The 24,914-nt window shown below is 34.5% G+C and carries 26 protein-coding genes; 13 read left to right on the plus strand and 13 right to left on the minus strand.

Translation table 11 applies throughout. The annotated features are described in order from the left end of the window. The coding region (locus A9G35_RS04175) for a hypothetical protein (RefSeq protein ID WP_065635807.1) at nt 1-199 on the minus strand (199 nt) is incomplete at its 3' end. Nucleotides 200-1,060: 861 nt separating this feature from the next. Between A9G35_RS04175 and asd the strand changes: the two genes are divergently transcribed. Further along, a complete protein-coding gene (gene asd / locus A9G35_RS04180) occupies nt 1,061-2,164 on the plus strand; it encodes an aspartate-semialdehyde dehydrogenase (protein WP_065635808.1) in 1,104 nt (367 codons plus the stop codon). A 75-nt stretch (nt 2,165-2,239) separates the two neighbouring features. Here the strand turns inward: asd and A9G35_RS04185 are convergent, their stop codons facing one another. From A9G35_RS04185 to nagB, 3 genes are read right to left on the minus strand one after another with little or no spacing between them, the layout of a single operon-like run. Continuing rightward, a complete protein-coding gene (locus A9G35_RS04185; RefSeq protein WP_065635809.1) occupies nt 2,240-3,466 on the minus strand; it encodes an ROK family protein in 1,227 nt (408 codons plus the stop codon). Between the two features lie 36 nt (nt 3,467-3,502). Beyond that, nucleotides 3,503-4,645 carry an N-acetylglucosamine-6-phosphate deacetylase gene (gene nagA / locus A9G35_RS04190; RefSeq protein WP_065635810.1) on the minus strand — a complete coding sequence of 381 codons (1,143 nt, stop codon included), beginning with the start codon at nt 4,643-4,645 and terminating at the stop codon, nt 3,503-3,505. Between the two features lie 11 nt (nt 4,646-4,656). Continuing rightward, complete coding sequence (gene nagB / locus A9G35_RS04195; RefSeq protein WP_034910836.1) at nt 4,657-5,463, minus strand: glucosamine-6-phosphate deaminase; 807 nt, start codon at nt 5,461-5,463, stop codon at nt 4,657-4,659. 250 nt (nt 5,464-5,713) lie between these two features. On the opposite strand from nagB, the gene nagE reads away from it, so the two are divergent. Further along, entirely contained in the window at nt 5,714-7,207 is a 1,494-nt protein-coding gene (gene nagE, locus A9G35_RS04200) for an N-acetylglucosamine-specific PTS transporter subunit IIBC (protein ID WP_065635811.1), read from the plus strand. A 255-nt stretch (nt 7,208-7,462) separates the two neighbouring features. Here the strand turns inward: nagE and tusC are convergent, their stop codons facing one another. The 3 genes from tusC to fkpA are packed head-to-tail and all read right to left on the minus strand — an operon-like array spanning nt 7,463 to nt 9,005. After that, the gene (gene tusC, locus A9G35_RS04205; RefSeq protein ID WP_065635812.1) at nt 7,463-7,816 is read right to left on the minus strand and encodes a sulfurtransferase complex subunit TusC; all 354 of its coding nucleotides are present in this window, start codon (nt 7,814-7,816) and stop codon (nt 7,463-7,465) included. 12 nt (nt 7,817-7,828) lie between these two features. After that, complete coding sequence (gene tusD / locus A9G35_RS04210; protein WP_442903168.1) at nt 7,829-8,194, minus strand: sulfurtransferase complex subunit TusD; 366 nt, start codon at nt 8,192-8,194, stop codon at nt 7,829-7,831. 19 nt (nt 8,195-8,213) lie between these two features. Beyond that, a complete protein-coding gene (gene fkpA, locus A9G35_RS04215) occupies nt 8,214-9,005 on the minus strand; it encodes an FKBP-type peptidyl-prolyl cis-trans isomerase (protein WP_065635813.1) in 792 nt (263 codons plus the stop codon). 233 nt (nt 9,006-9,238) lie between these two features. On the opposite strand from fkpA, the gene fabZ reads away from it, so the two are divergent. Genes fabZ through rnhB form a run of 4 tightly spaced genes read left to right on the plus strand, consistent with a single transcriptional unit; the run spans nt 9,239 to nt 12,247 of the window. Continuing rightward, nucleotides 9,239-9,685: a 3-hydroxyacyl-ACP dehydratase FabZ gene (gene fabZ / locus A9G35_RS04220; RefSeq protein WP_034910827.1), complete on the plus strand. Its 447-nt coding sequence runs from the start codon at nt 9,239-9,241 to the stop codon at nt 9,683-9,685. Nucleotides 9,686-9,732: 47 nt separating this feature from the next. Then, nucleotides 9,733-10,512 (plus strand): acyl-ACP--UDP-N-acetylglucosamine O-acyltransferase, encoded by a 780-nt coding sequence (gene lpxA, locus A9G35_RS04225; protein ID WP_065635814.1) that lies wholly within the window; start codon nt 9,733-9,735, stop codon nt 10,510-10,512. Then, nucleotides 10,512-11,663: a lipid-A-disaccharide synthase gene (lpxB, locus tag A9G35_RS04230; protein ID WP_065635815.1), complete on the plus strand. Its 1,152-nt coding sequence runs from the start codon at nt 10,512-10,514 to the stop codon at nt 11,661-11,663. The genes lpxA and lpxB overlap by 1 nt, the downstream gene beginning before the upstream one ends. Continuing rightward, the gene (rnhB, locus tag A9G35_RS04235; RefSeq protein WP_065635816.1) at nt 11,657-12,247 is read left to right on the plus strand and encodes a ribonuclease HII; all 591 of its coding nucleotides are present in this window, start codon (nt 11,657-11,659) and stop codon (nt 12,245-12,247) included. Before lpxB ends, rnhB begins: the two co-directional genes overlap by 7 nt. Before the next feature lie 4 nt (nt 12,248-12,251). Here rnhB and A9G35_RS04240 read toward each other — a convergent pair whose 3' ends face one another. Continuing rightward, on the minus strand, nt 12,252-12,851 hold the full coding sequence (locus A9G35_RS04240) for a YiiX family permuted papain-like enzyme (protein WP_065635817.1): 600 nt from the start codon (nt 12,849-12,851) through the stop codon (nt 12,252-12,254). A 112-nt stretch (nt 12,852-12,963) separates the two neighbouring features. Next, nucleotides 12,964-14,253, minus strand: coding sequence for an NAD(P)/FAD-dependent oxidoreductase (locus tag A9G35_RS04245; RefSeq protein ID WP_065635818.1), 1,290 nt, complete (start codon nt 14,251-14,253; stop codon nt 12,964-12,966). Nucleotides 14,254-14,600: 347 nt separating this feature from the next. Between A9G35_RS04245 and A9G35_RS04250 the strand changes: the two genes are divergently transcribed. From A9G35_RS04250 to rraA, 5 genes are all read left to right on the plus strand, one after another. Further along, nucleotides 14,601-15,572 carry an HlyD family secretion protein gene (locus tag A9G35_RS04250; protein WP_065635819.1) on the plus strand — a complete coding sequence of 324 codons (972 nt, stop codon included), beginning with the start codon at nt 14,601-14,603 and terminating at the stop codon, nt 15,570-15,572. Continuing rightward, entirely contained in the window at nt 15,572-16,693 is a 1,122-nt protein-coding gene (locus tag A9G35_RS04255; protein WP_218057201.1) for an ABC transporter permease, read from the plus strand. The genes A9G35_RS04250 and A9G35_RS04255 overlap by 1 nt, the downstream gene beginning before the upstream one ends. 17 nt (nt 16,694-16,710) lie before the next feature. Further along, nucleotides 16,711-17,871 carry an ABC transporter permease gene (locus A9G35_RS04260; RefSeq protein WP_065561699.1) on the plus strand — a complete coding sequence of 387 codons (1,161 nt, stop codon included), beginning with the start codon at nt 16,711-16,713 and terminating at the stop codon, nt 17,869-17,871. A gap of 141 nt (nt 17,872-18,012) precedes the next feature. Further along, nucleotides 18,013-18,915: a 1,4-dihydroxy-2-naphthoate polyprenyltransferase gene (locus A9G35_RS04265; RefSeq protein ID WP_065561639.1), complete on the plus strand. Its 903-nt coding sequence runs from the start codon at nt 18,013-18,015 to the stop codon at nt 18,913-18,915. Nucleotides 18,916-19,004: 89 nt separating this feature from the next. Beyond that, a complete protein-coding gene (rraA, locus tag A9G35_RS04270) occupies nt 19,005-19,496 on the plus strand; it encodes a ribonuclease E activity regulator RraA (protein WP_034909391.1) in 492 nt (163 codons plus the stop codon). Between the two features lie 88 nt (nt 19,497-19,584). Here the strand turns inward: rraA and dprA are convergent, their stop codons facing one another. Then, entirely contained in the window at nt 19,585-20,691 is a 1,107-nt protein-coding gene (gene dprA / locus A9G35_RS04275; protein ID WP_075524292.1) for a DNA-processing protein DprA, read from the minus strand. Nucleotides 20,692-20,847: 156 nt separating this feature from the next. Between dprA and def the strand changes: the two genes are divergently transcribed. Further along, nucleotides 20,848-21,360 carry a peptide deformylase gene (gene def, locus A9G35_RS04280; RefSeq protein ID WP_034909396.1) on the plus strand — a complete coding sequence of 171 codons (513 nt, stop codon included), beginning with the start codon at nt 20,848-20,850 and terminating at the stop codon, nt 21,358-21,360. Nucleotides 21,361-21,404: 44 nt separating this feature from the next. Here the strand turns inward: def and grpE are convergent, their stop codons facing one another. Further along, nucleotides 21,405-21,989: a nucleotide exchange factor GrpE gene (gene grpE, locus A9G35_RS04285; protein ID WP_065561641.1), complete on the minus strand. Its 585-nt coding sequence runs from the start codon at nt 21,987-21,989 to the stop codon at nt 21,405-21,407. Between the two features lie 158 nt (nt 21,990-22,147). On the opposite strand from grpE, the gene nadK reads away from it, so the two are divergent. Next, complete coding sequence (gene nadK / locus A9G35_RS04290) at nt 22,148-23,026, plus strand: NAD(+) kinase (RefSeq protein WP_034947324.1); 879 nt, start codon at nt 22,148-22,150, stop codon at nt 23,024-23,026. Nucleotides 23,027-23,081: 55 nt separating this feature from the next. On the opposite strand, the gene A9G35_RS04295 is transcribed toward nadK, so the two are convergent. Together A9G35_RS04295 and argF are read right to left on the minus strand one after the other, a co-directional pair. Further along, nucleotides 23,082-23,579: a phosphatidylglycerophosphatase A family protein gene (locus A9G35_RS04295; RefSeq protein WP_065635820.1), complete on the minus strand. Its 498-nt coding sequence runs from the start codon at nt 23,577-23,579 to the stop codon at nt 23,082-23,084. A 99-nt stretch (nt 23,580-23,678) separates the two neighbouring features. Beyond that, complete coding sequence (gene argF, locus A9G35_RS04300; RefSeq protein ID WP_065635821.1) at nt 23,679-24,689, minus strand: ornithine carbamoyltransferase; 1,011 nt, start codon at nt 24,687-24,689, stop codon at nt 23,679-23,681. Nucleotides 24,690-24,914 lie beyond the last annotated feature (225 nt).

Genomic DNA, 24,914 nt, shown 5'->3' on the forward strand with positions numbered 1-24,914 from the left:
GGGCTTTATCGGGACTGGTAAATTCAAGGGTATAATGCCACGGCTGGTTAAGCCGCTCATCGCCTTTAACCTGTAACACCGACACCGGCGAACTTAGCCCCTCAACGGCTAAGGTATAGCGATTATGGCTCAGTTTTTTTAAATGACCCAATATCCCGTCATCAAGCTGCTCTAAAAGACGCTCTAACGCACTTGCCATGTTTTTTCCTTTCCTTATTTATTAATTTAATTAGAACAAAAGGGAATACCTTTGGTTTGTTGTTATGATTTAAATGGTTAATATTATTGCTTTTAGTTATTAAATATAGCTATCAAATATAGCTATCGAATGTAGTTATCTAATATAGTTATCTAATATCGCTTAGCTACCAAATATCGTTATTTGATTGATAATCTAAATAAGTTAAACAGCACCAATCATAGCGCATTTTAGGGCAAAATTTAACTCATTTTTAACTATGTGTTGTTTAATATTAATAATTTTAGTCGCGTTGTTTTGGCGGTGAAATGGTGGTTAGAAAAGCAATAATAATAACGTTACCCTTGTTTATTTATGCATGATTTTTTAGGATTTTTTACATAAACGTAGTACACTCCTGAAAGTTTTTGACAAAAATGGCACTGTCTTTATTTTTTTAGTTAAAATATTTGTTTAGATAAGCTGTGTAATAACCGGCATATCAAGAAATATTTACCAAACCACCTGCCACAAACGAATAGGAAAGCCGAAATAGTGATGCGTACATTAATAGAAAGTTACATAATCAGCAAATAGTTAGTGACGCAAAAAAATGACAACTAAAGCCTAAGCGGTTTATTAGCTTTTATAATACCGTTAAACCGCATAAAGCGATTTTAGGGAAAACGCCTTATGTTTTTTTAGATATGATGATTCGTTTTTTGTTTGCTGTTGTCGTGGTTTTTTCTTTCAATATATAACACCACGTTATTATTTGCTCTTATCTAAAAATAATTCTTATCTTACTTGTTTTATGGTGATATTTTGTTTTAATAGATAAAAATATTGCTTTATATAACCTCTACTAATTGGAAATAAATTATGAAAAATGTTGGTTTTGTCGGTTGGCGTGGAATGGTGGGCTCTGTGCTTATGCAACGTATGGTTGAAGAGCATGATTTTGATTATATCAATCCTGTTTTCTTTTCTACTTCTCAAGCAGGTCAAGCAGCCCCAACTTTTGGTGGAAAAACAGGTATATTACAAAGCGCAGATAATATTGATGCTTTAAAGGCATTAGATATTATTGTCACTTGCCAAGGTGGTGATTATACCTCAGAGATTTACGCAAAATTACGTGCAACAGGTTGGCAGGGTTATTGGATTGATGCAGCTTCAACGTTACGCATGGAAGATGATGCAATTATTGTTCTTGATCCTGTAAACAAAGCTAATATTCATGCTGCTTTAAATAGAGGTATTAAAACTTTTGTAGGCGGTAACTGTACGGTTAGTTTGATGTTAATGTCATTAGGTGGGTTATTTGCTGAAAATCTTATAGATTGGGTTTCTGTTTCGACTTATCAAGCGGCATCTGGTGGTGGTGCTCGCCATATGCGTGAGCTATTAACTCAAATGGGTATGCTAAATGCCGAAGTAGCAAAAGAGTTACAAGATCCGCATTCCTCTATTTTGGATATTGAGCGTAAAGTGACACAAAAAATGCGTGATGGTAGTTTACCTACTGATAATTTTGGTGTGCCATTAGCAGGAAGTTTAATTCCTTGGATCGATAAAGCGCTAGATAATGGGCAAAGTAAAGAAGAGTGGAAAGGGCAAGCCGAAACCAATAAAATTTTGGGAACAAGTCAGATTATTCCTGTTGATGGACTTTGTGTTCGTATTGGAGCTTTGCGTTGTCATAGTCAATCGTTTACGATTAAATTGAAAAAAGATATTAGTGTGCCAGAAATTGAAAAGCTTCTTGCTGTGCACAATGATTGGGTAAAAGTCGTTCCTAATGATCGTGAAATTTCAATGCGAGAATTAACTCCTGCAGCGGTTACAGGTACGTTAACCACACCTGTTGGGCGTTTACGTAAATTGAATATGGGTAAAGATTATTTGTCTGCTTTTACTGTAGGTGACCAACTATTATGGGGTGCTGCAGAACCACTGCGTAGAATGTTACGCATTTTAGCTTAATTTGTCGTAGCTCAAACTTAATTAAAAAAGCCCGAATTATCGGACTATCGGGCTTTTTATATATGATAAGGTATACTATAGATTCTCTTCGAGTAATGTCATCAGTAGTGAACCATTAAATAAAGCTTGTTGTACTAATGCAAATGCACCAATTGCCGACCTATCATCTAGCGGTGAGCAAGTAATGGTAAGATTTTTGCGTAGTTCTTCTAGACTTTGTGCATTTAGCGCACTATTTACTGCATTTAGTAAGATTTCGGGTGATTTAGTTATTTCACCTGCTAATACGATGCGTTGAGGATTGAAAATATTAACCATAATAGCAACCGCTCTGCCAAGATTTTCACCCGCATCTTTGACAAGTTTGATGGCAAGTTCATCGCCTTGATTAGCATATTGACAGATATGATTGATATCGCATTGCTCGGCAGTAAGTTTTGAAATATAACCTTGTTCAATCATCTGTTTAGCACGGTGTTCAATAGCTTTATTAACGACACGATTTTCTAAGCAACCGAAGTTACCACAATGACAACGTTCACCTAATGCATCTACTTGAATATGCCCTACTTCACAAGCGCTTTGATTGTGATTTGTTAATAATTGCTGATTAACAATAACACCAGAACCTACTCCCCGATGAACACGAATTAATATAGAATCATCGACATTTTGGGTTGATCCAAAATAACTTTCAGCTAATGCTAAGCTTTGAATATCATTCCCAACAAAAATGGAAACATTAAAGTGTTTTTGTAGTATGTCGGCTAAAGCCCATTCTTTTACTTGAATATGTGGCGTATAACGGATAATACCATTGACTGAATCAATTAAGCCTGGTAATACAATCGATATTGCTACTAAACATTTTATTTTCTTGCTATTCTCTTGAATAAAATCTTCAATTAATGCAATTAAATAGTCTTGTACCTGTTGCTCGGTAAAGTTAGTAAGCGGATATCTTTTTGATACTAAACATTTTGCACCTAAATCAAATAGCTCTATTGTGACATGTGAACGACTTAATTGCACCGCAATAGCTTGATATTGTCCATATTTTGCTTCAATTGAAACCGCAGGGCGCCCGCCCGTTGATTGCTGAGCATCGACCTCTTTAATTAGTTTATTTTTAATCAGTTGGCGAGTTATTTTGGTAATACTTGCTGGAGCCAATTGGCTAATTTCAGCCAATTGAATACGAGAAAGTGGTGCTTGCTGAACAATTAAGCGATAAATCATTGCATAATTTAGTTGTTTAATTAATTCAGCATTACCCACTAAGTTCAGATAATTAAATGTCATATATTGCTCAATATTCTTAATCAATTATCTGATATTTTAGCGACTCATCTCTCCGTTAACAACCGTTTTAACGATTGAAAAATCACGATTAAAAATAACAAGATTTGCAATTTTTCCTTCACTAATACTGCCAAGCTCTTTATCCACACCGATTGCTTTAGCAGGGTAAAGTGTTGCCATTCTTAATGCTTCATCTAAGGCAATACCAACATATTCAACTGCATTTTTTACCGCTTCAATCATGGTTAATGATGAACCACCCAATGTGCCATTTTCATCAACACAACGACCATCTTTATAATAAATGATTTTACCTGCAAATACGCCTGATTCTAAATTAGAAGCAGCAAGCAGCATCGCATCAGTAATTAAAATTAAGTGATCTTGTTTGATTTTATGACTATTGCGAATATTTGCCCAACTAACATGTTGACCATCGGCAATGATACCAACATAAACTTCTGGTTCATCATAAATTGCACCAACTACACCAGGCTCTCGCCCTGAAATATAAGGCATAGCATTAAATAGATGCGTTCCTAAACGAATACCATCATTAAAGCCACGACGGCAGTCATCATAATGACCATTTGAATGACCAACCGAAACATGAATGCCTGCATTAACCAATTGCTTGATGAAATGGCTTTCAACTCTTTCTGGCGCTAAAGTAATGATTTTAATTACATCAGCATTTTCACAAAGGAAATCAATCATTTCTTGTGACGGCTGTCGAATAATATTTTCGTCATGAATTCCCTTTTTTTCAGGGCTGATATAAGGTCCTTCAAGATGCAACCCAAGTGCTTGATTAGGATGCGTAGCTAAGTATTCACGCATCACGTTAACTGCCTTTATCATAAATTCATCAGTTGATGTAATTAACGTAGGCAAATAGCTAGTACAACCAGAAATAAGATTTGTGGCCTGCATGGCTTGTAATGTTTCAACGCTTAGTGCATCAAGCGTTTCATTAAATTGTACACCACCACATCCATTAACTTGGATATCAATAAATCCAGGGGCCACAATTGCGCCTTGTAGATTTTCAATTTTGATATCTGTAGGTAATTCGTTTTGTTTACAGACTTTTGTAATTTTATCACCATCAATAATAACAGCGTGGTTATCAAGGATTTCATAACCTGTATAAAAACGGCAATTTGTTAATGCATACATTGAATTATCCTTTATAAAACGGTCACTTTAAGATTATCAGCTTCCATTTGTTTAAAATATTTTAGTGTTTTCACTTTAAGATCATCAGTACTTGGTTCATCACAAACAATAATTGATGCAGGATGCATTTGTAGCGCAGTGACAGTCCAAAGATGATTAACAGACCCTTCAACACCAGCTTGTAATGCTAAACTTTTATTATGACCACAAACTAATAAAATAACTTCCTGAGCATCCATTAAAGTTGCAACACCAATGGTTAACGCATGTTTTGGTACTTGATTCACATCATTATCAAAAAAGCGAGAATTAGCAATGCGTGTATCTTCAGTTAATGTTTTGATGCGTGTACGTGAACAAAGTGAAGATCCTGGTTCATTAAAAGCGATATGTCCATCTTGACCTACCCCCCCAACAAAGATATTAATTTTACCGTAAGCTTTGATCTTCGCTTCATATTGACGGCACTCTTGATCAATATCTGGTGCATTACCATTTAATATATGGATATTGTTCTTATCAATATCAATATGATTGAAAAAATTTTCGTACATAAATGTGTGGTAACTTTGAGGATGCTCTTCTGGAATACCAACATATTCATCCATATTAAAGGTTACAACATGCTTAAAGCTAACGTTACCTGCTTTATATTGTTTAATCAATTGTTGATACATAACTAATGGTGAACTACCTGTTGGCAGCCCCAATAAAAATGGACGATCTGCGGTAGGTTTAAACTCATTAATTTTATTAACAATGCGCTGTGCAACCCAGGCACCGACTTCTTGTGCATTTTCTAAAGGAATAAGTCTCATGTGCTGTTACCTCTTGTGATATAATTAAAAAACTTTTTTCTTGAAATAAAATATGTTGTCTTTATTTTACTATATTAAACTAATTAATCAAAAAAAATGGTGATTTAAATCACAAAAAAAGAATAATTAATTTGCGAAGTAAAATAAATAATATAGAGTGAAATAATAATACTTAATTATCATCGCTTAAAGATGTAAAATTTTATTACTTTTTATTATATACCCCTAATAACTATATGAGGTTAAACTTATGGGAATTTTAGCTTATATGCAACGTATCGGGCGTTCATTGATGGTGCCTGTAGCAGTTCTACCTGCTGCTGCAATACTACTAGGGATTGGGTATTGGATCGATCCTAATGGCTGGGGGCAAAATAGTATTGTTGCCGCCTTTTTAATTAAATCGGGTGGTGCTATTATCGATAATATGCCAATTTTATTTGCTATTGGTGTTGCTTATGGAATGTCTAAAGATAAAGATGGCGCAGCTGCACTTTCTGGTTTAGTTGGTTTTTTAGTGGTAACCACCTTACTTTCTCCAAATTCTATTGCATTATTTAATGGTATTGACACAAAAGCAGATGACTGGTTAAAGCAAGTTCCTGCTGCATATGGTAAAATAAACAATCAATTTATTGGTATTCTTGTTGGTATTATTGCAGCCGAACTTTACAATCGCTTTAGTCGGGTTGAATTACATAAAGCACTATCTTTTTTTAGTGGAAAAAGACTAGTACCAATTGTTGTTTCAGTTGTGATGCTATTAGTTTCAGCTGTTTTATATTTTATCTGGCCAACTATTTATGACGCACTAGTTGCTTTTGGTAAATATATTAAAGAATTAGGATCTGTGGGTGCTGGTATTTATGGATTCTTTAACCGCTTACTTATTCCTGTTGGTTTACACCATGCCTTAAACTCAGTATTCTGGTTCGACGTAGCTGGTATCAACGATATTCCTAACTTCCTAGGTGGGCAAAAATCAATTGAAGACGGTTTAGCTACAGTTGGAATTACAGGTCGTTACCAAGCTGGATTCTTCCCTGTTATGATGTTTGGTCTGCCTGGTGCAGCACTAGCTATGTATCATACGGCTAAAAAAGGCAATAAAGATAAAACTGCATCAATCATGTTAGCTGCTTCTTTTGCTGCATTTTTTACTGGTGTAACCGAACCGCTTGAATTTGCTTTTATGTTTGTTGCACCTGTACTTTATGTTTTACATGCGATTTTAGCGGGTATTTCACTTTATATTGCAGCAGCAATGCAATGGATAGCAGGATTTGGCTTTAGCGCTGGCTTAGTCGATATGTTACTTTCAAGCCGTAATCCGCTTGCTGTCCATTGGTATATGTTGATCCTTCAAGGTCTAGTATTCTTTGTGGTCTACTATGTAGCATTCCGTTTTGTAATTGTAAAATTCAACCTTAAAACCCCAGGCCGTGAAGATGAAGATACGACTGTTTCGTCAACTGAAAGTACCCAGAAAAAACAAGTCATTGGAGATACATCTAAACTTGCTGAACAATATCTAGCGGTTGTTGGTGGGAAAGGAAACCTTACTAACATTGACTCTTGTATTACACGTTTGCGTTTAGGTGTAAACGATTCAGAATTGGTTGATGAACAAGCAGCTAAAGCACTTGGCGCGATGGCTGTGATCAAACTCGGTAAAACAGGTGTACAAATTATTGTAGGCACTCAGGCCGAAAAAATTGCCGATGAGATTAAAAAACTTGTTTAGTCAATTAGTATAAAATAAGAACCAAATTAAATAAAACTAATATAACAATCCACTCTATTTAAATAAGCAAAAAATAGAGTGGATTATTTATTTGATTTAACTTTACAGACTCTTTGCTTTATTTATAAACGCTACAGTATATTTTTCATTAAAAACAATCAAATAAAAACCCCAATAAAATCAATCTCTTTCCTAACCGATTTTTTTAGATATAAGCTTGTTGTTGTGGTATAAGGTTTTGCTTTCAATATAAAATTAGAATCGCAAAATCACATCTTTAGTTGTTAATAGTTGATTTAATAACTGGGTATTAATGACTTTACTCGGGATGTTTCTACTTATTTGAATTAAGCTTCTTGATTTCAGTGAGGATTCACAGACATATACATCATCAATATCATAAAGTTCAAGCATGTTTAATGTCGCAATATAATCTCGCATTAAAATGCGATCAGGTTGTTGATTTGGTAATAAATGAAAGACACCATCATCGACAAAAAAAACAGAAACATGATTAATAGCTGATGTGGCTAATGCGATATCAAGTGCTTCTCGACCTTTGGCATTTCCATGAGGTGGTGAGTTGATAATAATTGCTAGTTTTTTCATTTCAGTCTTAATTTAAAATTGAATGGTTCGATCGGTTGTCGCTATTGATTCGCTAAGTTCACCAAGACCAGTTAATTGAAAATGATCTGCAAGATTGTTTTCGATAATACCGCGTCGCTGTGCAGCTGCAACACAAATAGTTAACGTTAAGGTGTGTGTTTTTGCTAGTTCTTGCCAAGCTGAAACTAAATCAAACTCATCGCTAGCAGGATCTGTATAGCTATTGCCATTATAAACACCATCGGCATAAAAAAAGATGTTTTTAATCTGATGAGGAGTATTAGACAGTAAAGCTTGAGCAAACTGGTATGCGCAATAAGCAGATTGGGTCCCATAAGCAGGACCCATAATAATAAGCGTGTAACTTAATGAATCAATCAAGTGAGTCAGCTGCTTGTTATTCTGCTTGTTCTGGTTCTGATGCAGGTTCTTCCCTTGGTGCTTCATTTGTGTCATTTTTATCACCATCAATGCCAAGTAATTCAACTTCAAACACTAATGTTGATGCAGGTTCGATTCCTGCTTTATTTTCTTGACCTGGAATGCTTTGATCGCCATAAGCTAAATCTGGTGGCACGACAAGTTTAATTTTTCCACCAACACCAATCAATTGAATTCCTTCAGTCCAACCTTTTATCACACCATAAAGAGGAAATTTAGCCGGTTCATCACGATCATAAGAACTATCAAATTTACGGCCATCAGTTAAAGTACCTGTATAATGAACGATAACGGTATCATTTTCTGTTGGATGTTTCTCAGAACCTTTTTCTAAAATTTGATAAAGCAGGCCTGATTTAGTTTTTTTAACGCCATCTTGTTTAGCAAATTTTTCACGGAACTTGTCACCAGTAGCTGTGTTTTCGGTTTTTTGTTTTTCAAAACGCGCTTTGCTTTCTTCTTGAATTCGTTTGCCAAACGCATTTAAAATGCTTTTAACTTCATCTTTGCTTAGTTGTGATGCACCATTAAATGTTTCATTAAAACCGCTGATTAAATATTCTTGATCTGGTTTAACTTCATTTTGTTCTAAACTTTCTTTCATATATGTTGCAAACGAAGAACCTAATGCATAGGCTTCTTTTTGTGAATCAGTTGAAAGAGTTACCTTATCTGATTTTTTATCACAACCCACTAATGCCAATACAATTGCACCACTTATTAAGGTCATTTTAATTAATGATTTCATTATAATTCTCCAAGTTAGAAATTCTTTTATATAGTTAATTGAGTTATTATATATTATTTAATGCAAGATAATATAGCGTTTACAAATCATTTATTTAATAAAACTATGTCATTGTGCTTCTTATAAAATAGGATAAGTCATATTTTGTAATTTTAAATCATCCTTGAGTGAAAGCAGTATCCTCAGTTATAATGTGAAAAATTTATAGTAAATAATGTATAAGGATAGCTATTTTGACTACCGAACTTAATACCCTTGATGTTGAAGAAATCATCAGCCTGTTACCTCATCGTTATCCATTTTTAATGGTAGACCGAGTTCTTAGTTACGAAAAAGGTAAAACATTAAAAGCAATAAAAAATGTTACTGTGAATGAGCCATTCTTTCAGGGGCACTTTCCAAATAAACCTATTTTCCCAGGAGTTTTGATTTTAGAGGCAATGGCTCAAGCTACAGGAATATTGGCTTTCAAAAGTATTGAAGAGCTATCACCAGGTCAACTTTATTATTTTGCTTCCATTGATAAAGCACGTTTTAAACGCCCTGTAGTGCCGGGAGACCAACTTATGCTCGATGTTGAATATATTAAAGAGCGCCGTGGTATTGCATTATTCCATGGTGTTGCAACTGTCGATGGTAAGTTAGTTTGCGAAGCTGAAATGATGTGTGCTCGTAAATAATTGCTTGTTTTTTAGCATTTCCCTAAAAATAGTATTAAGGAATAACTATGGCAATGGAGATACATCCAAGCTCAGTGATTGAAAAGGGAGCAAAAATTGGCGATAACGTCAAAATCGGCCCTTTTTGTTTTATTGGTGAGAATGTAGAAATTGGTGACGGGACTTTTTTAAAATCACATGTTGTCATCAATGGGCATACAAAAATCGGTAAAGATAATCAAATTTATCAATTTGTCTCGATTGGTGAGGTAAACCAAGATTTAAAATACCGTGGAGAGCCAACACGCACTGAAATTGGCGATCGCAATATGATTCGTGAAAGCGTAACTATTCACCGTGGCACTGTTCAAGGTGGTGAATTAACGCGTATTGGTAGTGATAATTTATTGATGATTAATGCACATGTTGCTCACGATTGTCATATTGGTGATCATTGTATTTTAGCAAATAATGCCACTTTAGGTGGGCATGTTCAATTAGATGATTATGTAATTATTGGCGGAATGACAGCCGTTCATCAATTTTGTGTGATCGGATCACATGTTATGGTTGGTGGTTGTTCAGGTGTTGCTCAGGATGTTCCACCTTATGTTATTGCCCAAGGTAATCATGCAACACCTCATGGCGTAAATTATGAAGGCTTAAAACGTAGAGGGTTTAGCAAAGATGCTTTGCAGGCGATTCGCAATAGTTATAAAATCCTTTATCGAAATGGCTTATCGTTTGAAGAGGCAAAAGTTGAAATTGAAACCATTGCCAAGCAACACTCTGAAATCCAATTATTTATTGACTTTTTTGCCCGTTCAACGCGTGGCATCATCCGTTAATGACCAATAAACCATTAACTGTAGCTTTAGTCGCTGGAGAAACCTCTGGCGACATTCTTGGAGCAGGTCTAATTCGTTCACTCAAACATCATTATCCTAATATTCATTTTGTTGGTATTGCAGGTCCTAAAATGCAAGCCGAAGGCTGTGAAGCTTGGTATGAAATGGATGAGTTATCAGTGATGGGCATTGTTGAAGTTTTGGGGCGATTACGCCGAATTTTAGCAATTCGCAAAGATATTACTAGACGTTTAATTGCACTTAAGCCTGATATATTTATTGGCATTGACGCACCTGACTTTAATCTTTCTTTAGAAGGTAAGCTAAAACAAGCAGGCATTAAAACAATCCATTATGTGAGTCCATCGGTTTGGGCTTGGAAACAAAAACGCGTTTTCAAAATTAAGCGTAATACTAATCTTATTTTAGCTTTTTTACCTTTTGAAAAAGCCTTTTATGATAAGTTTGATGTTCCTTGTCGTTTTATTGGCCATAAAATGGCAGATGATATCCAACTTAATCCAGATCAAACAGCAATGCGCAAACAATTAGGTATTCCACTAGATTGTCGTTGCTTAACTTTATTGCCAGGTAGCCGTCATGCTGAAGTAACATTATTATCAGCTCCCTTTTTAAAAGCAGCACTGTTATTACGCCAACGCTACTCAGATTTGCATATTTTAGTACCTTTAGTTAACGCAAAAAGACGACAAGAATTTGAGCAGATTAAAACAGACATTGCTCCCCAACTTGAAATGAAGTTATTAGATGGTCATGCCCGCGAAGCAATGATTGCAAGTAATGCGTCAATCTTGGCTTCGGGTACTGTGGCATTAGAATGCATGCTAGCTAAATGTCCAATGGTTGTTGGCTACAAAATGAAGCCATTTACCTTTTGGCTTGCTAAAAAATTGATTAAAACACCTTATGTTTCATTACCGAATATTTTAGCGGGTAAAGAGATTGTACCAGAATTATTACAACAAGATTGCACTCCTGAAAATATTGTTAAGCGCATTATCCCTTTTTTAGAAGGTGATAATGTAGAGCTAAAACAGACATTTTTATCTTTGCATAATCAAATTCGTTGTAATGCTGATGAACAAGCTGCTAAAGCTGTGCTCGATGTATTAAAGGAGCCACATTGCTAGAGTTTACCTATCCAGATGCCACCTTAATCGCAGGGGTTGATGAAGTTGGGCGAGGTCCGCTTTGTGGCGATGTTGTTACCGCTGCAGTTATTTTAGATCCTAACAAGCCCATTAAAGGCTTAACTGATTCTAAAAAACTAACCGAAAAAAAACGAGAACATCTATTTGATATTATTAAACAAGAGGCATTAGCTTGGTGTATTGCAAGAGCATCGGTTGATGAAATTGATAAATTAAATATATTACATGCCACCATGCTTGCTATGCAACGGGCGGTATCAGGATTACCCATAAAACCCAATTTTGTATTAGTTGATGGCAACCGTTGTCCTGATTTTGGCATTCAAGCTCAAGCAGTTATTAAAGGAGATTTGTTGGTTGCAGAAATTAGTGCTGCTTCAATTCTAGCTAAAGTTATTCGTGATCGTGAAATGGTTGAGCTTGATAAATTATATCCACAATACGGTCTTGCTAAACATAAAGGCTATCCAACCAAAGCACATTTAGCTGCAATTGAGCAGCATGGTGTTAACCATTTGTATCGTAAAAGTTTTGCACCAGTCAAAAATTTAACGTTATTTTGATATATTACCATTGCTTATCAACCGTTGTTAGCAGTGGTGAATTAAACATAGAAACGGGTGAAATAACTGTTTCTTGATAGGGGATCTTATTTCCATAACGTTCTTTTATTTTTTGTTTAACTGCTGGTGATGAAAGATTAAATTCTTTGATAGTTTGCAATTGGCCTATTTTTAATTTAAGAGCTCTATTATAGATCTTCCAGACTAATTCTGAGCAATAAATATAACGATCGTCCCATCCAAACCAAATATCATATGGTTTATTTTCAAATGTTTGTGCAATTTTTTTTAAATTATTAACCTCATTCTTAGACAGATTATGATCTTTTAAGCGCTTAATTATATACTTTTTATTTTTGCCACGAGAAATCCAACTATTCAGTGGTGTATAAACGACTTTGTTGGCAGCTTCGAAAACATATGTTTTGCCATTTTTAATCAAAATAATGCCCATATGGCTATATGGCGAGTTTGTTGCTTGTTCAACAGCTAGACTTTGTCTTGATTGTGAAGATTGAAAAATAATATCCCCATCTTTAGGCGTATAGTTAGCAATACTCATAAAACTAGCACCCAACAAAATAAACATAACAATAGAACGCATTAGGTTCACCAAGGAAACATTATTAATATATTAAATTATAAAATAAATTAGCTATTTATAAAATATTTTTTATAAGTAGCTAATTAAACCAAACAACAAAGGGGTAAATTAATTAACCTTGATGAGTAAAAATAGAGGCAAATTTATTTTTATACACCTCTTTGCTAGCTTTAACAAATCGAATTGTTTTGACAATACCTAACAGACTTGCTTGATGCATGCGATACAACAAGCGATGGATCATTAAAGCAAAGAACCCTTTAACTTTCATTTCGCCTTTACCAGCAATTTTAACCACACCTTGAGCTGTATCATGCAAAGAAATAATTGTACCATTATCTGTATATTTAAATAACTTCATTGGTTTATTATTTAACATGTTAATGATATTTTCATAACATATTTTTGCCATTTGATGTGCGGCTTGTGCTGTAGCAGGTGAGGCTCGGCCGCTGTCTTGCATAGCATAAGCACAATCACCAATAACAAAAATATTATCATCGCGCGTTGTTTGTAATGTTGGTTTAACCACCAGTTGATTCGAACGGCTTGATTCTAAACCAGCAATATCTTTTAAATAGTCTGGCGCTTTTACACCTGCAGTCCAAATCATAATATCTGCGCTAATAATATCGCCTTCCTTTGGATAAAAGCCGTTACTTTCCGCTTTGGTGATCATAGTTTTTGTTAATACATGAATACCACGTTTTTGAAGGGTATTGGTAATATTTAATGCCGTTTTTTCAGGTAAAGCAGGTAAAATACGGTCAGTTGCTTCAATAATAGATACATCAAGCAAATCAGAACACATTTTATTACGACCACAGTTGCCAAATGTTTCAACCATATGAGGTAACTCAGAAGCTAATTCAACACCTGTTGCGCCACCACCAACAATAGCAATACGAATTTTATCTTCAGTCGTTGTTTCATGTTCATCAATAATTGAACAAAAACTAGCAAATTTTGTAATCAGTGTTTCACGTAGACGAATTGCAGCGTTTTGGTCATCTAAAAAGATACAATGTTCTTTAACTCCAGGTGTGCCAAAATCGTTTGAAGTACTTCCTATTGCCACAACTAATGTATCATATGGTACAGAAATAGATTCAATATTTGAATTCTCAATAATAACATGCTTTTCTTCACGATTAAGATTAGTAAACGTGCCTTGAATAAATTGAAAATGGTGTTGTTGTCCTTGTTCAGCATAATCAATTTTATCAGCTTGCTCATTTAGAATACCAGTAGCAACTTCATGTAATAAAGGTTTCCAAATATGATAAGTATTTTTATCTATTAGTGTAACCTCGGCTTGATTACTTTTCCCTAATTTATCGCCGAGATCAGTTGCTAATTCTAATCCTCCTGCGCCACCACCAATAATAATTATTTTAACCATATTAAATACCTTAAATTTTTATTTTTTAATAGTTTACTAAATAAGTAGGTTTTTATCTATTTTATTTGACTAATATCACTTATAAATAAAACCTATTAAAGTATTACTTTATAATTAATAAAAATTATTTAAAGTAGATATAAAAAATCGCTCGCTGCTATAATAATCTATAATAACTTAGTATTGATATTAATTCATTTTTAAATTAAATCGACATGCTTTGTGTTAATAAAGCAATTTTCGTATAATGGGGGAGGGTTAATTTTACATATGCTTATTTTACAAAGGATATGATAATTTTAATTCTCTATTTCTTATCTCTTTAATACCACTCTATACAAAATTTTATGAACAAAAAAGTTTTTACTATTATTGCGTTAATCGTTATTTTAATATCAATGACGATTTTAATTCGCTCACACAATAGTCAGTTTATCTTACAAGGAGAAGTTGATGCACCGAATGTTAGCGTTGCTTCTAAAGCCAAAGGTAGAGTGCAATTTATTCATGTTCATCGAGGTGATGACGTTAAACCTGGTGATATTCTTATTACTCTCGATAGCCCTGAGCTTTTAGCTCAAGTCAAAGCGGCTGAAGCAGCGAGAGACCAAGCAAAAGCTCAATTAGCGCTTTCGGAGCATGGAACTCGAGAAGAAAGCATTCGTTATTATGAAGCAATTCTTGAGCAAGCAAAGGTAACATATGATAATGCTTCCAAAGAATATGAGCGTAACAAAGCTATTTCGGCCAAAGGTTATGTTTCTCAATCTTTCTTAGATAATGCTCTAAAAACACGCGATTCAGCGTTTCAACAGGTTCAATCAGCACAAGCTAATTTAGACCAAGCTAAAAATGGAGATCGTATTGAGCAACGTGAAATTTATGCCGCCAAATTAGAAGAAGCCGAAGAGCAACTTAAACAGCTACAAATACAATATGATGATTTACAAGTTAAAGCGCAAGTAGCAGGTGAAATTGGTTCTATTCCTGCTGAAGTCGGCGAATTGTTTAACGCTAACAGTCCATTGTTAACAGTGATTCAACTACCTCAAGCTTATTTTGTATTTAACTTGCGTGAAGATATTATGTCTAATATTCGCAAAGGCGATCATATTATACTTGAAGTACCTGCACTCAATCACAAAGAGATTGAAGCCGAAATTCGTTATATAGCACCGATGGGCGATTATGCAACTAAACGTGCAACAAGAGCAACAGGAGATTTTGATTTGAAAACCTTTGAAGTCAGACTCTATCCTATTGCACCTGTTGAAGGTTTACGTGCAGGTATGAGCACATTATGGAAGCTAGACAAATAATGTTAGATTTCTGGCATCGTTTTAAAGAGGCATTTAACGCCGAAATACCACAAATTTTTAGGCGATTTACCTTTCACTGGTTAATGTGGATTATGCCACTAATTATTTTTGTATTAATTAGTAGTATTTTTTATCGAGGTGTATTATATGATTTACCAGTAGGTTATATTGATCAAGATAAGAGTACTTTATCACGCGAACTCGTGCGTAATCTTAATGCTGCAGCACATGCCGATCTTATCAATTATGATAGCCAACTTTTTGATGCTGAGCGTGATCTGCAAAAAGCAAAAATTTATGCGCTACTTTATATTCCACCTAATTTTGAAGCGGATGTATTATCAGGTCACCAACCTACACCAATGCTTTATTATAATGCGTTATATTATAGTGCTGGCTTATATTCGATCATGGATTATTCTGGGTTGATAGCAACAATCAATACCCAATATCGAACCACCATGGCTACTAGTATTGGTATGCCAGTTCCCCCATTGGCAAAAGTTAATTTTAATTATGATGGTTTATTTAATGCTAGTGGTAACTCAATGTACTTCCAACAATTTTCCGCAGTAGTGCATTTATTGCAGCTATTTGTTGTAACCACAACAATTCACATTCTAGCACAGTTGCCAAAGCGAACTCGTCCTAGCTACCCTTTTGTTTTAGGGAAATTAGCACCTTATACAATTTGGTTTACTATGCTGCTTATTTTTGAAATTGCTATGCTCGTTTTGTTTTCTAATGCGCGTGTATCGGGTTCTCCTTTTGCCATGATGATAGTGGTATTTTTCTATGTTATTGCTGCACAAAGCATTGGTATTTTGCTATACACTTTTACTAAAACTCCTATTGATGCCTATACTTATATAGGTATTTTAGTTGGACTTGCATTAACTTATTCTGGTGTTGTTGTACCTGAACTATCCATGCCATGGATTGCTAGATTTATCTCTTCGCTTGAACCATTAACTTATGCACTAAATAAACTGTTCGATCTGTTTTTGCGTCACTCTAGTTATTTGTCGGTGTTAAAAACATGCGGAATTTTAATGATCTATCCAATTATTATTACCGTGTTAGTCAGAAAGCGTCTAGTAAGACGTTTACATTCACAGTAAGAGGATAAATTTAGATGATTAAAATATTTTGGTCTTCATTTATAAAAATATTCTTTTATCTGTTAGGACGACCAATGTGGTTATTGTTACTATTGTCAGTATCATTAATGAGCCTTGTTTATATTAATGGAACTATCACTAATTTACCGATAGCAATTGTTGATCAAGATCATACTCCAACAAGCCGTGGTTTAATCCGCTCATTAGAAACAAGTTCAAAAATTGATACAATTATTTATGAAAGCTCTCTTCAGGCTTATGATGATATCAATAATCGTAAACTTTTTGCTGTGATCACAATTCCAAGAGATTTTGAAAAGCGTCTAATAAATGGTGAAGAAGTTACAATTCCTGCATATGGTGATGCTTCAAGTCGTTTAGCTAATGGTTTAATACAAGTTGATATAAAAGGGATATATCAGCAGATATTGACTGAATATAATACTAAAATAATGCGTAATAACGGATTTTCAGATAAACAGATCAATATTATTTTATCACCTATAAAAGGTCAAACCGAACCACTTTATAATGCAGGCATCAGTTTTGCCGCCATTACCTTTCCAGGTTTGTTAGTCATGTTGCTACAACACTCTTTTTTAATTGCTTCAACTCGTACTAATATCACCTTAAATTCGCTACCTCAAGGCAAACCGCCTAAAATTGTTGTCTTTGGTAGTTTATGTGGGTTATTACCTATCTGGTTATTTTTATCTATTGTATTATTTGGTTTATGGCCTTGGATACTTGGTTATCGGCAATTGGCTAGCATTCCCGAAATATTAATCATGACATTTCCATTATTGCTTGGGGCGCTAGGTTTGAGTAAATTACTAACAGAATGTTTACGCCGTACTGAGATGATATATCTTACATTAGCATTTTTAACCACACCTGTTTTCTATCTTTCAGGAACCATTTGGCCTATTGATGCAATGCCATTATGGGTGCAATGTGTTTCTTATTCTCTACCTTCAACTTGGGCAACCAATATGATTGCAGGAGTGAATCAAATGGGGTTAAGCTTATCAGATAACTGGCTAAATATATTTATGATACTTTTACTAGGAGTAATATATAGCTCGTTAGGTATTTTCATATCAGCCTTACGAGAAGGAAAAGTTAGAAGTATATTTAGAAAAATGAAAACGTTTCGATATTTAAAAATGCGTAGCTAAATGATAAATATGGGTAAAGTGCATATACGGAAAATAATCTGAGTTTTACTGAAGGAGCTTTTTATTACTAACACAGTGAATTGATTCAGTATTCCTGTTATTATGATTTATAGTTTTCACTAAAAATAATACCGTTATTGAATGTACAATAAATTTTACCCATGGATTATTAGTTTACGGTTAAAAACCATACCTCTTTCTCTTTCTGCGATATTAGTAGGTAATGCACTAGCTTATTGGCAACATCAATTTAGTTTTTGGATACTACTGTTTTCATTAATTACAGCATCATTGTTACAAATTCTTTCTAATCTAGCCAATGATTACGGAGATGAAATTAAAGGTAGCGATCAAAACAATCTTACTGCCCATAATCGAGGTATACAATTAGGCTTAATTACACTTAAGCAGCTAAAAATAGCGCTATGGATTAATATTTTTTTATGTATTTTATTTGGGCTGATTTTGCTTATATTTGCTTGTAATAATATTTATGAATTATTTATTTTTATATTATTAGGATTATTATCTATTGTTGCCGCAATAACTTATACCATGGGTAAAAAACCTTACGGCTATATTGGATTTGGCGATCTATCAGTACTTACTTTTTTTGGTTTGATTGGCGTCATGGGTAGTTTCTACTTGCAAACTAAGGTATTCTCTTTATCCATTATTTTACCTTCTTTAGGCTGTGGTTTGTTATCCGTTGCTGTGCTTAATATCAATAACCTTCGTGATATAGAACTAGATCGAAAAAGTAATAAGCGTACTTTAGTGGTAATGATTGGTAAATGTATGGGGCGATATTATCATTTATTGCTATTACTCATAGCATTTTGTTTGCTAAGTTTATTTGCATACAATAAATTACAAACAATCTGGAGCGGTTTGTTTATATTAACATTACCGTTATTTATTAAGCATATTTATATGGTTTTTCAATTTAATACGCACAAAGAAGGGGTACCTTTATTATTACAGATGGTCAAACTTGCTTTATTGACTAATTTACTTTATTGTTTGGGGATTATTTTGAGCTAGTTCACGTTTATTTAATTTTAATATCATTTTACTTGGTATTAGCGTTATACTAAATAAACTTATATATCACAGCAAAAGGAGACTTGATAATGGAGTTTGATACTTCAATTCTTTGCGATTATTACCCAGAAGATGTTAACGTAGTTGAACCAATATTTAGTAATTTTGGTGGCGTAGCATCGTTTTCAGGTCAAGCTGTAACAGTTAAATGTTTTGAAGATAACGGCTTACTATACGAAATTTTACAATCAGACGGCTCAGGAAAAATCCTTGTTATTGATGGGGGAGGCTCTGTTCGTCGAGCGCTAATTGATGCAGAGCTAGTAGATATTGCTGTTCAAAATCAATGGGAAGGAATTATTGTTTATGGTGCTGTTCGCCAAGTTGATTATCTAGCTGAAGCCGATATTGGCATTCAAGCTCTAGCTGCTATTCCTGTTGGTGCTGAAGATCAAGGCATTGGTGAAATTGATATTCGTGTTAATTTTGGTGGAGTGACTTTCTTCTCAGGTGATTTTGTCTATGCTGATAACACAGGTATCATCCTATCTGAAATTGCTCTTGAAATTGAAGATAAATAAAAAATAGTGTGAACCGCCGGTACTTATCGGTGGTTTTTATACTTAAACGTATAATTACCGGAAACTTTTTAACAAAAAATCTTTAATTTTAAATCACTCGATTACGAATATAACCACCTGTTACCGTCTTTACTAAACCTTCTAGTTCCATATCTAATAATTTGACGCTCACTTCTGAAATCGACATATTTACTTGTTGAGCAATAATATCAATAGGGATAGGTTGATGATGAATCACAGCAAAAATTTCAGGATACAAAATAGAATTATTCTGTTCTTCTTTAAGCTGATTACACGAGCTATTTACTACTGATAAATAACTATAATAATGCTCTAAAATATCAACTGGTTTAGAAACTAAATAAGCGCCTTGTTTAATTAAATAGTGAGTTCCACTACAGTTTTCATTGTTAATATCACCTGGTAAGGCAAATACATCTCGATTTTGTTCAAGTGCATAGCGCGCAGTAATTAACGAGCCGCTTTTTTCTGAAGCTTCAACCACGAAAGTTCCTAAACTTAACCCGCTAATAATTCGGTTCCGACGAGGGAAATAGACGGATCTGGCTTTTTCAAATGGAAAAAATTCGGACACAATAGCCCCACCTTGCTCCAAAATATCATTGGCTAAGTTTAAATTTGATCTCGGTGCAATTTTTGCTAAACCGCTGCCTAACACTGCGATGGTATGACCCGATACTTCAAGTGCGCCACGATGGCAAATAGCATCTAATCCAAGCGCTAAACCGCTGGTAATTGTTAAACCATTAATAGCTAATTCACTAGCAAAATATCGTCCCCACTGTGCTCCATATTCACTAAATTCACGACTTCCAACCATGGCTAATTGAGGTGAATGTAATAACTGCCGATTACCTAAAACAAACAACAATAAAGGCGGAGAACAAATTTGTTTAAGTAATAAAGGATAATCGTTATCACAATAAGCAATAAGATGTTTTTGTGGGTGGGGTGATTCTAACCATTGAAGTATTGGTTCTAAATGAAGATATGATGTTTCATAAAAACGCACTATTTGAACATCCGACAATCCTAGTTTATTTAACAAACAAGGCACATTTTGTATGCTACTTGGTAAACCGTTAGCAAAAAACTGTCCAATTTTTTCAAAAATATTTTGTTTTCCATATCCAACCATTGAAATTCTTAATAAGAATTCATATTTACTCATCATAATCTTTCCGCACTCGTTTTAAATGATTTAGATATCTTGAATTGATAAGATAAATGCTACCAATAGCCAACAAGGGCTATTCATCAGTATGATAAATGTTTACAATGAGCAATAATTTGAATAAACCCGAAATTTGAGGAGTAGATCGAAGAATTTATGGCTATTTTACCGGTATTACGTTTTCCTGATGAGCGACTTCGCAAAGTTGCTAAGCCTGTTACCAAGTTCACCCCTGAGCTACAAACGATCATTGATAACATGATCGAAACCATGTACGACGAAAACGGTATTGGGCTTGCAGCAACCCAAGTTGATGTACATAAACAAATTATTGTTATTGATGTATCAGAAGATAAAAGCCAAGTTTATGTGATCATCAATCCTGAAGTGATAAGCCAAGAAGGTGAAACGGGTATTGAGGAAGGGTGCTTATCGGTTCCTGATTGTCGTGGATTTGTGCCAAGAGCAGAAAAAATCAAAATTAAAGCACTAGATCGCCATGGCAATCCTTACGAAATTGATGCCGATGAGTTACTTGCTATTTGTATCCAACACGAAATGGATCATTTAAAAGGTAAACTCTTTGTTGATTACCTTTCACCATTAAAACGTCAACGAATTGAACAAAAAATGAAGAAACTTGCTCGTGAGGAGCAACGGAATCAATAAAATTAACCGCCACAGTGATTGGCGGTTAACCTATCTAAAGATAACTATTTAGCAACAATTACCATCGCAGGACGAATTAACCGGCCATTTAAGGTATAGCCTTTTTGGATGGTATTTACTATTTGACCTGATTGATGTTCTGGTGATTCAACCATGCTAATTGCTTGGTGCACATCAGGATTTAGTTGTGAATCTTCAGTATTAATCACTTCAATACCAAATTTTTTGACAGTATCTAGGAATGATTTTAATGTCAGTTCTAACCCTTCAACAGTAGCTTTATGCTCAGGGTTGGTTTTATCTGTAGATTCTAAAGCTCGTTCTAAATTATCAATAACGGGTAATAATTCATTAGAAAATTTTTCTAGCGCAAATTTACGAGCTTTATCAACATCTTGTTCAACACGTTTACGAACATTATCAATTTCAGCTCGCGCACGAATCATGGCTTCGCTTTCATTTTTTTTAGCTAACTGTAATGCTTGTTCTAGCTCTACAATACGTGCATCTTTTGCGTTTAATTGCTCTTCTAGACTTGGTTGCACTGGAGCTTCTTGCTCTGTTGTTTCTTCAGCTGGTGTGTCAATGTTAGTTTCATTTTCTGACATATTTTTATCTTGCTCTGTCATAAGGTACTCCAAATAATGTAGTCGAAAACTTAGTGAATTACGGTTATTATGGGGACAATTTTTATGATTACAAGCTTATCAGTAAATTGATATGTAATTTTTTGACCTGTGACGAAAAAATACATATCGTTTATATAAAAGAATAACAAGGATATTTTATGAATACACCTTTTAAATGCATTGGTCTCATTGGGCTTCCTCGTAAATTAGAGGCAATCGAAACTCATCAAGTGCTTTATGATTGGCTTGTTAGTCTTGGTATTCATGTGCTAGTTGAAGATCGCTTAGCGGATCATATTCAATTTCCAGTTAGCCATTACGCTTCGTTAGAAGCAATTGGTGAACAAGCTGACCTAGCCATTGTTGTGGGGGGTGATGGAAATATGCTACGTTCGGCTAGGTACTTGTCACACTATAAAATCAAAGTGATTGGTGTTAATCGAGGTAATCTCGGTTTCTTAACGGATATCTCGCATGAACAAGTAATTGAACAATTAAGTCCTGTTATTGCCGGTGAATATGAGGAGGATCCTCGTTTCTTATTAGAAGTTTCCATTTATGATAATGGTAATTTGATTAATTCGAGTTTCGCCGTAAACGAAATTGTCGTCACTCCTAACACTGTAGCGCATATGATTGACTATGATGTTTACATTAATGAACGTAATGCGTTTTCACAGCGAGCTGATGGGTTAATTATTGCAACGCCAACAGGCTCTACCGCTTACTCGTTATCGGCTGGAGGTCCTATTTTAGCGCCTCATTTAGATGCATTAATTATTACGCCAATGTTTCCGCATTCGTTAGCAGTTAGACCTTTGGTTATCAAAGGCAATAACCCAATTCATCTTAAATTTCCAACTACTGCGCTTGATTTAAATATTGCCTGTGATAGCCAAATTATTTTACCGGTCAAACCAACGCAAGATGTGATTATTCGCCGATCTTTATATGAATTTAATTTAATTCATACCAAAGATTATGATTATTTTAATAATCTTTCGACTAAGTTAGGATGGTCGCAAAAGATGTTTTAATCTATTTTTGTAAAAAACTTTCAGGAAAGTATGTATTTTAGTATAAGATTACATTTTAAATAACCAATGTCATGATATAAACGGTGAATGATGAAAAGATAGCTGCAATCACATCATCCACCATAATACCAAAACCGCCAGGTATACGTTTATCAAACCAACGAATTGGACACGGTTTTGCCATGTCAAAAATCCTAAATGCTACAAAGGCTATCGCAATCCACATAACAGAAAGTTGTGGAATAAAAAATAGGGTGATCCACATGCCAACAAATTCATCCCATACTATATACCCTGAATCGTGCGTATGGGTATCATCCGATGTTTTTTGGCAAATAAAACAACCAAAAATAAAAGTCACTAAAATAAATACCCAGTATAAAGCTGGTTGTAAACCATAAAATAATAACCAAAGTGGAATCGCCATTAACGATCCCATTGTTCCGGGCATAATTGGAGATAAACCACTACCTAGTCCTACAGCTAAAAAATGAATGGGATTGGTTAACTTGAGGAATTTTTTAAAATCTTTATTTCGTTCTTGTTTTGTCATAATCCAATATTCTTTTAAATAAAATTTGCCAACATTAAGCCGGCAAAAAGAAAGTGCCTAATTTTTTAGCTAAGCATTTAAGTATTGATTATGACAATATTATTCATCTTTGGCTAATGTTGCAACCATTACCGCTTTAATGGTATGTAGCCTGTTTTCGGCTTCATCAAAAACAATACTATGTTCAGATTCAAACACATCATTAGTCACTTCAAGTCCATTGGTTAAACCATATTGAGCTGCCATCTGTTTACCGACGGTAGTGTTCATATCATGAAAAGCTGGTAAACAGTGCATGAATTTGACATTTGGATTATTGGTAAGTTTAATAACATTTTCATTCACTTGATAAGGTGTTAATAATTTAACACGCTCATCCCAAACTTCCTTAGGCTCACCCATTGATACCCATACATCAGTATATAAAAAGTCGACGTCTTTAACTCCTTTGGCAACATCTTCGGTTAAGATAATTTTTGCCCCCGTATTTTTTGCTATATCTTGGCACTTTTGTACGAGTTCGGCTTCGGGATGACAGGCCTTTGGTGCAACTAAACGAATTTCCATTCCCATTAAAGCCGCACCTTCCATTAACGAATTTCCCATGTTATTACGGGCATCGCCTAAATAGGCAAATTTAATGCTACTTAATGGGCGATTGTCTATATGCTCTTTCATTGTCATAAAATCGGCTAAAATTTGGGTTGGATGTGCTTCGGTCGTTAGGCCATTCCATACTGGTACACCAGCATATTGGGCTAATGTTTCAACGATCTCTTGGCCATAACCACGATACTCAATACCGTCATACATTCGACCCAGCACGCGTGCGGTATCCGCAATTGATTCTTTATGACCGATTTGACTACCACTTGGTCCTAAATAAGTGACATTTGCACCTTGATCAAATGCACCAACCTCAAAAGCACAACGCGTACGGGTGGAGTCTTTCTCAAAAATTAATGCAATATTTTTACCAATCAAATGTTGTTGTTCTTGCCCTTGTTGTTTGGCTTGTTTTAATTCGATAGCAAGATTAATTAATTGATTGATTTCGGTAGAGGTAAAATCAAGTAATCGTAAAAAATGACGCTGATAAAAACCGTGCATGATATAGCTCCTAATAACCGTAATGATTTAAATGATTCTATTTGAATAATTATGCAAATTCAAGTTAAACATCATAATAACTCTAACATTTTACCTTTATGCTGAGGTAAGTCTCAAAAATTAGACTTAATTATTAAAATAATTTTTATAATATTACTTTTTTTGTACAAAAAAGTGTAATAAAATGACCAAATATTGTATCTTTGTAGCTAGGTAAAATTGAAT

Origin of the sequence: Gilliamella sp. Choc5-1, from assembly GCF_001690595.1 — a bacterium.
Lineage (GTDB): Bacteria > Pseudomonadota > Gammaproteobacteria > Enterobacterales > Orbaceae > Gilliamella > Gilliamella apicola_M.

Excerpts from the sequence above, each read along its gene's own strand:
- asd (WP_065635808.1), top strand. The coding sequence starts at position 1,061 with ATGAAAAATGTTGGTTTTGTCGGTTGGCGTGGAATGGTGGGCTCTGTG.
- A9G35_RS04185 (WP_065635809.1), bottom strand. The coding sequence starts at position 3,466 with ATGACATTTAATTATCTGAACTTAGTGGGTAATGCTGAATTAATTAAA.
- nagA (WP_065635810.1), bottom strand. The coding sequence starts at position 4,645 with ATGTATGCATTAACAAATTGCCGTTTTTATACAGGTTATGAAATCCTT.
- nagB (WP_034910836.1), bottom strand. The coding sequence starts at position 5,463 with ATGAGACTTATTCCTTTAGAAAATGCACAAGAAGTCGGTGCCTGGGTT.
- nagE (WP_065635811.1), top strand. The coding sequence starts at position 5,714 with ATGGGAATTTTAGCTTATATGCAACGTATCGGGCGTTCATTGATGGTG.
- tusC (WP_065635812.1), bottom strand. The coding sequence starts at position 7,816 with ATGAAAAAACTAGCAATTATTATCAACTCACCACCTCATGGAAATGCC.
- fkpA (WP_065635813.1), bottom strand. The coding sequence starts at position 9,005 with ATGAAATCATTAATTAAAATGACCTTAATAAGTGGTGCAATTGTATTG.
- lpxA (WP_065635814.1), top strand. The coding sequence starts at position 9,733 with ATGGCAATGGAGATACATCCAAGCTCAGTGATTGAAAAGGGAGCAAAA.
- lpxB (WP_065635815.1), top strand. The coding sequence starts at position 10,512 with ATGACCAATAAACCATTAACTGTAGCTTTAGTCGCTGGAGAAACCTCT.
- A9G35_RS04240 (WP_065635817.1), bottom strand. The coding sequence starts at position 12,851 with ATGCGTTCTATTGTTATGTTTATTTTGTTGGGTGCTAGTTTTATGAGT.
- A9G35_RS04245 (WP_065635818.1), bottom strand. The coding sequence starts at position 14,253 with ATGGTTAAAATAATTATTATTGGTGGTGGCGCAGGAGGATTAGAATTA.
- A9G35_RS04250 (WP_065635819.1), top strand. The coding sequence starts at position 14,601 with ATGAACAAAAAAGTTTTTACTATTATTGCGTTAATCGTTATTTTAATA.
- A9G35_RS04255 (WP_218057201.1), top strand. The coding sequence starts at position 15,572 with ATGTTAGATTTCTGGCATCGTTTTAAAGAGGCATTTAACGCCGAAATA.
- A9G35_RS04265 (WP_065561639.1), top strand. The coding sequence starts at position 18,013 with ATGTACAATAAATTTTACCCATGGATTATTAGTTTACGGTTAAAAACC.
- rraA (WP_034909391.1), top strand. The coding sequence starts at position 19,005 with ATGGAGTTTGATACTTCAATTCTTTGCGATTATTACCCAGAAGATGTT.
- dprA (WP_075524292.1), bottom strand. The coding sequence starts at position 20,691 with ATGATGAGTAAATATGAATTCTTATTAAGAATTTCAATGGTTGGATAT.
- def (WP_034909396.1), top strand. The coding sequence starts at position 20,848 with ATGGCTATTTTACCGGTATTACGTTTTCCTGATGAGCGACTTCGCAAA.
- grpE (WP_065561641.1), bottom strand. The coding sequence starts at position 21,989 with ATGACAGAGCAAGATAAAAATATGTCAGAAAATGAAACTAACATTGAC.
- nadK (WP_034947324.1), top strand. The coding sequence starts at position 22,148 with ATGAATACACCTTTTAAATGCATTGGTCTCATTGGGCTTCCTCGTAAA.
- A9G35_RS04295 (WP_065635820.1), bottom strand. The coding sequence starts at position 23,579 with ATGACAAAACAAGAACGAAATAAAGATTTTAAAAAATTCCTCAAGTTA.
- argF (WP_065635821.1), bottom strand. The coding sequence starts at position 24,689 with ATGCACGGTTTTTATCAGCGTCATTTTTTACGATTACTTGATTTTACC.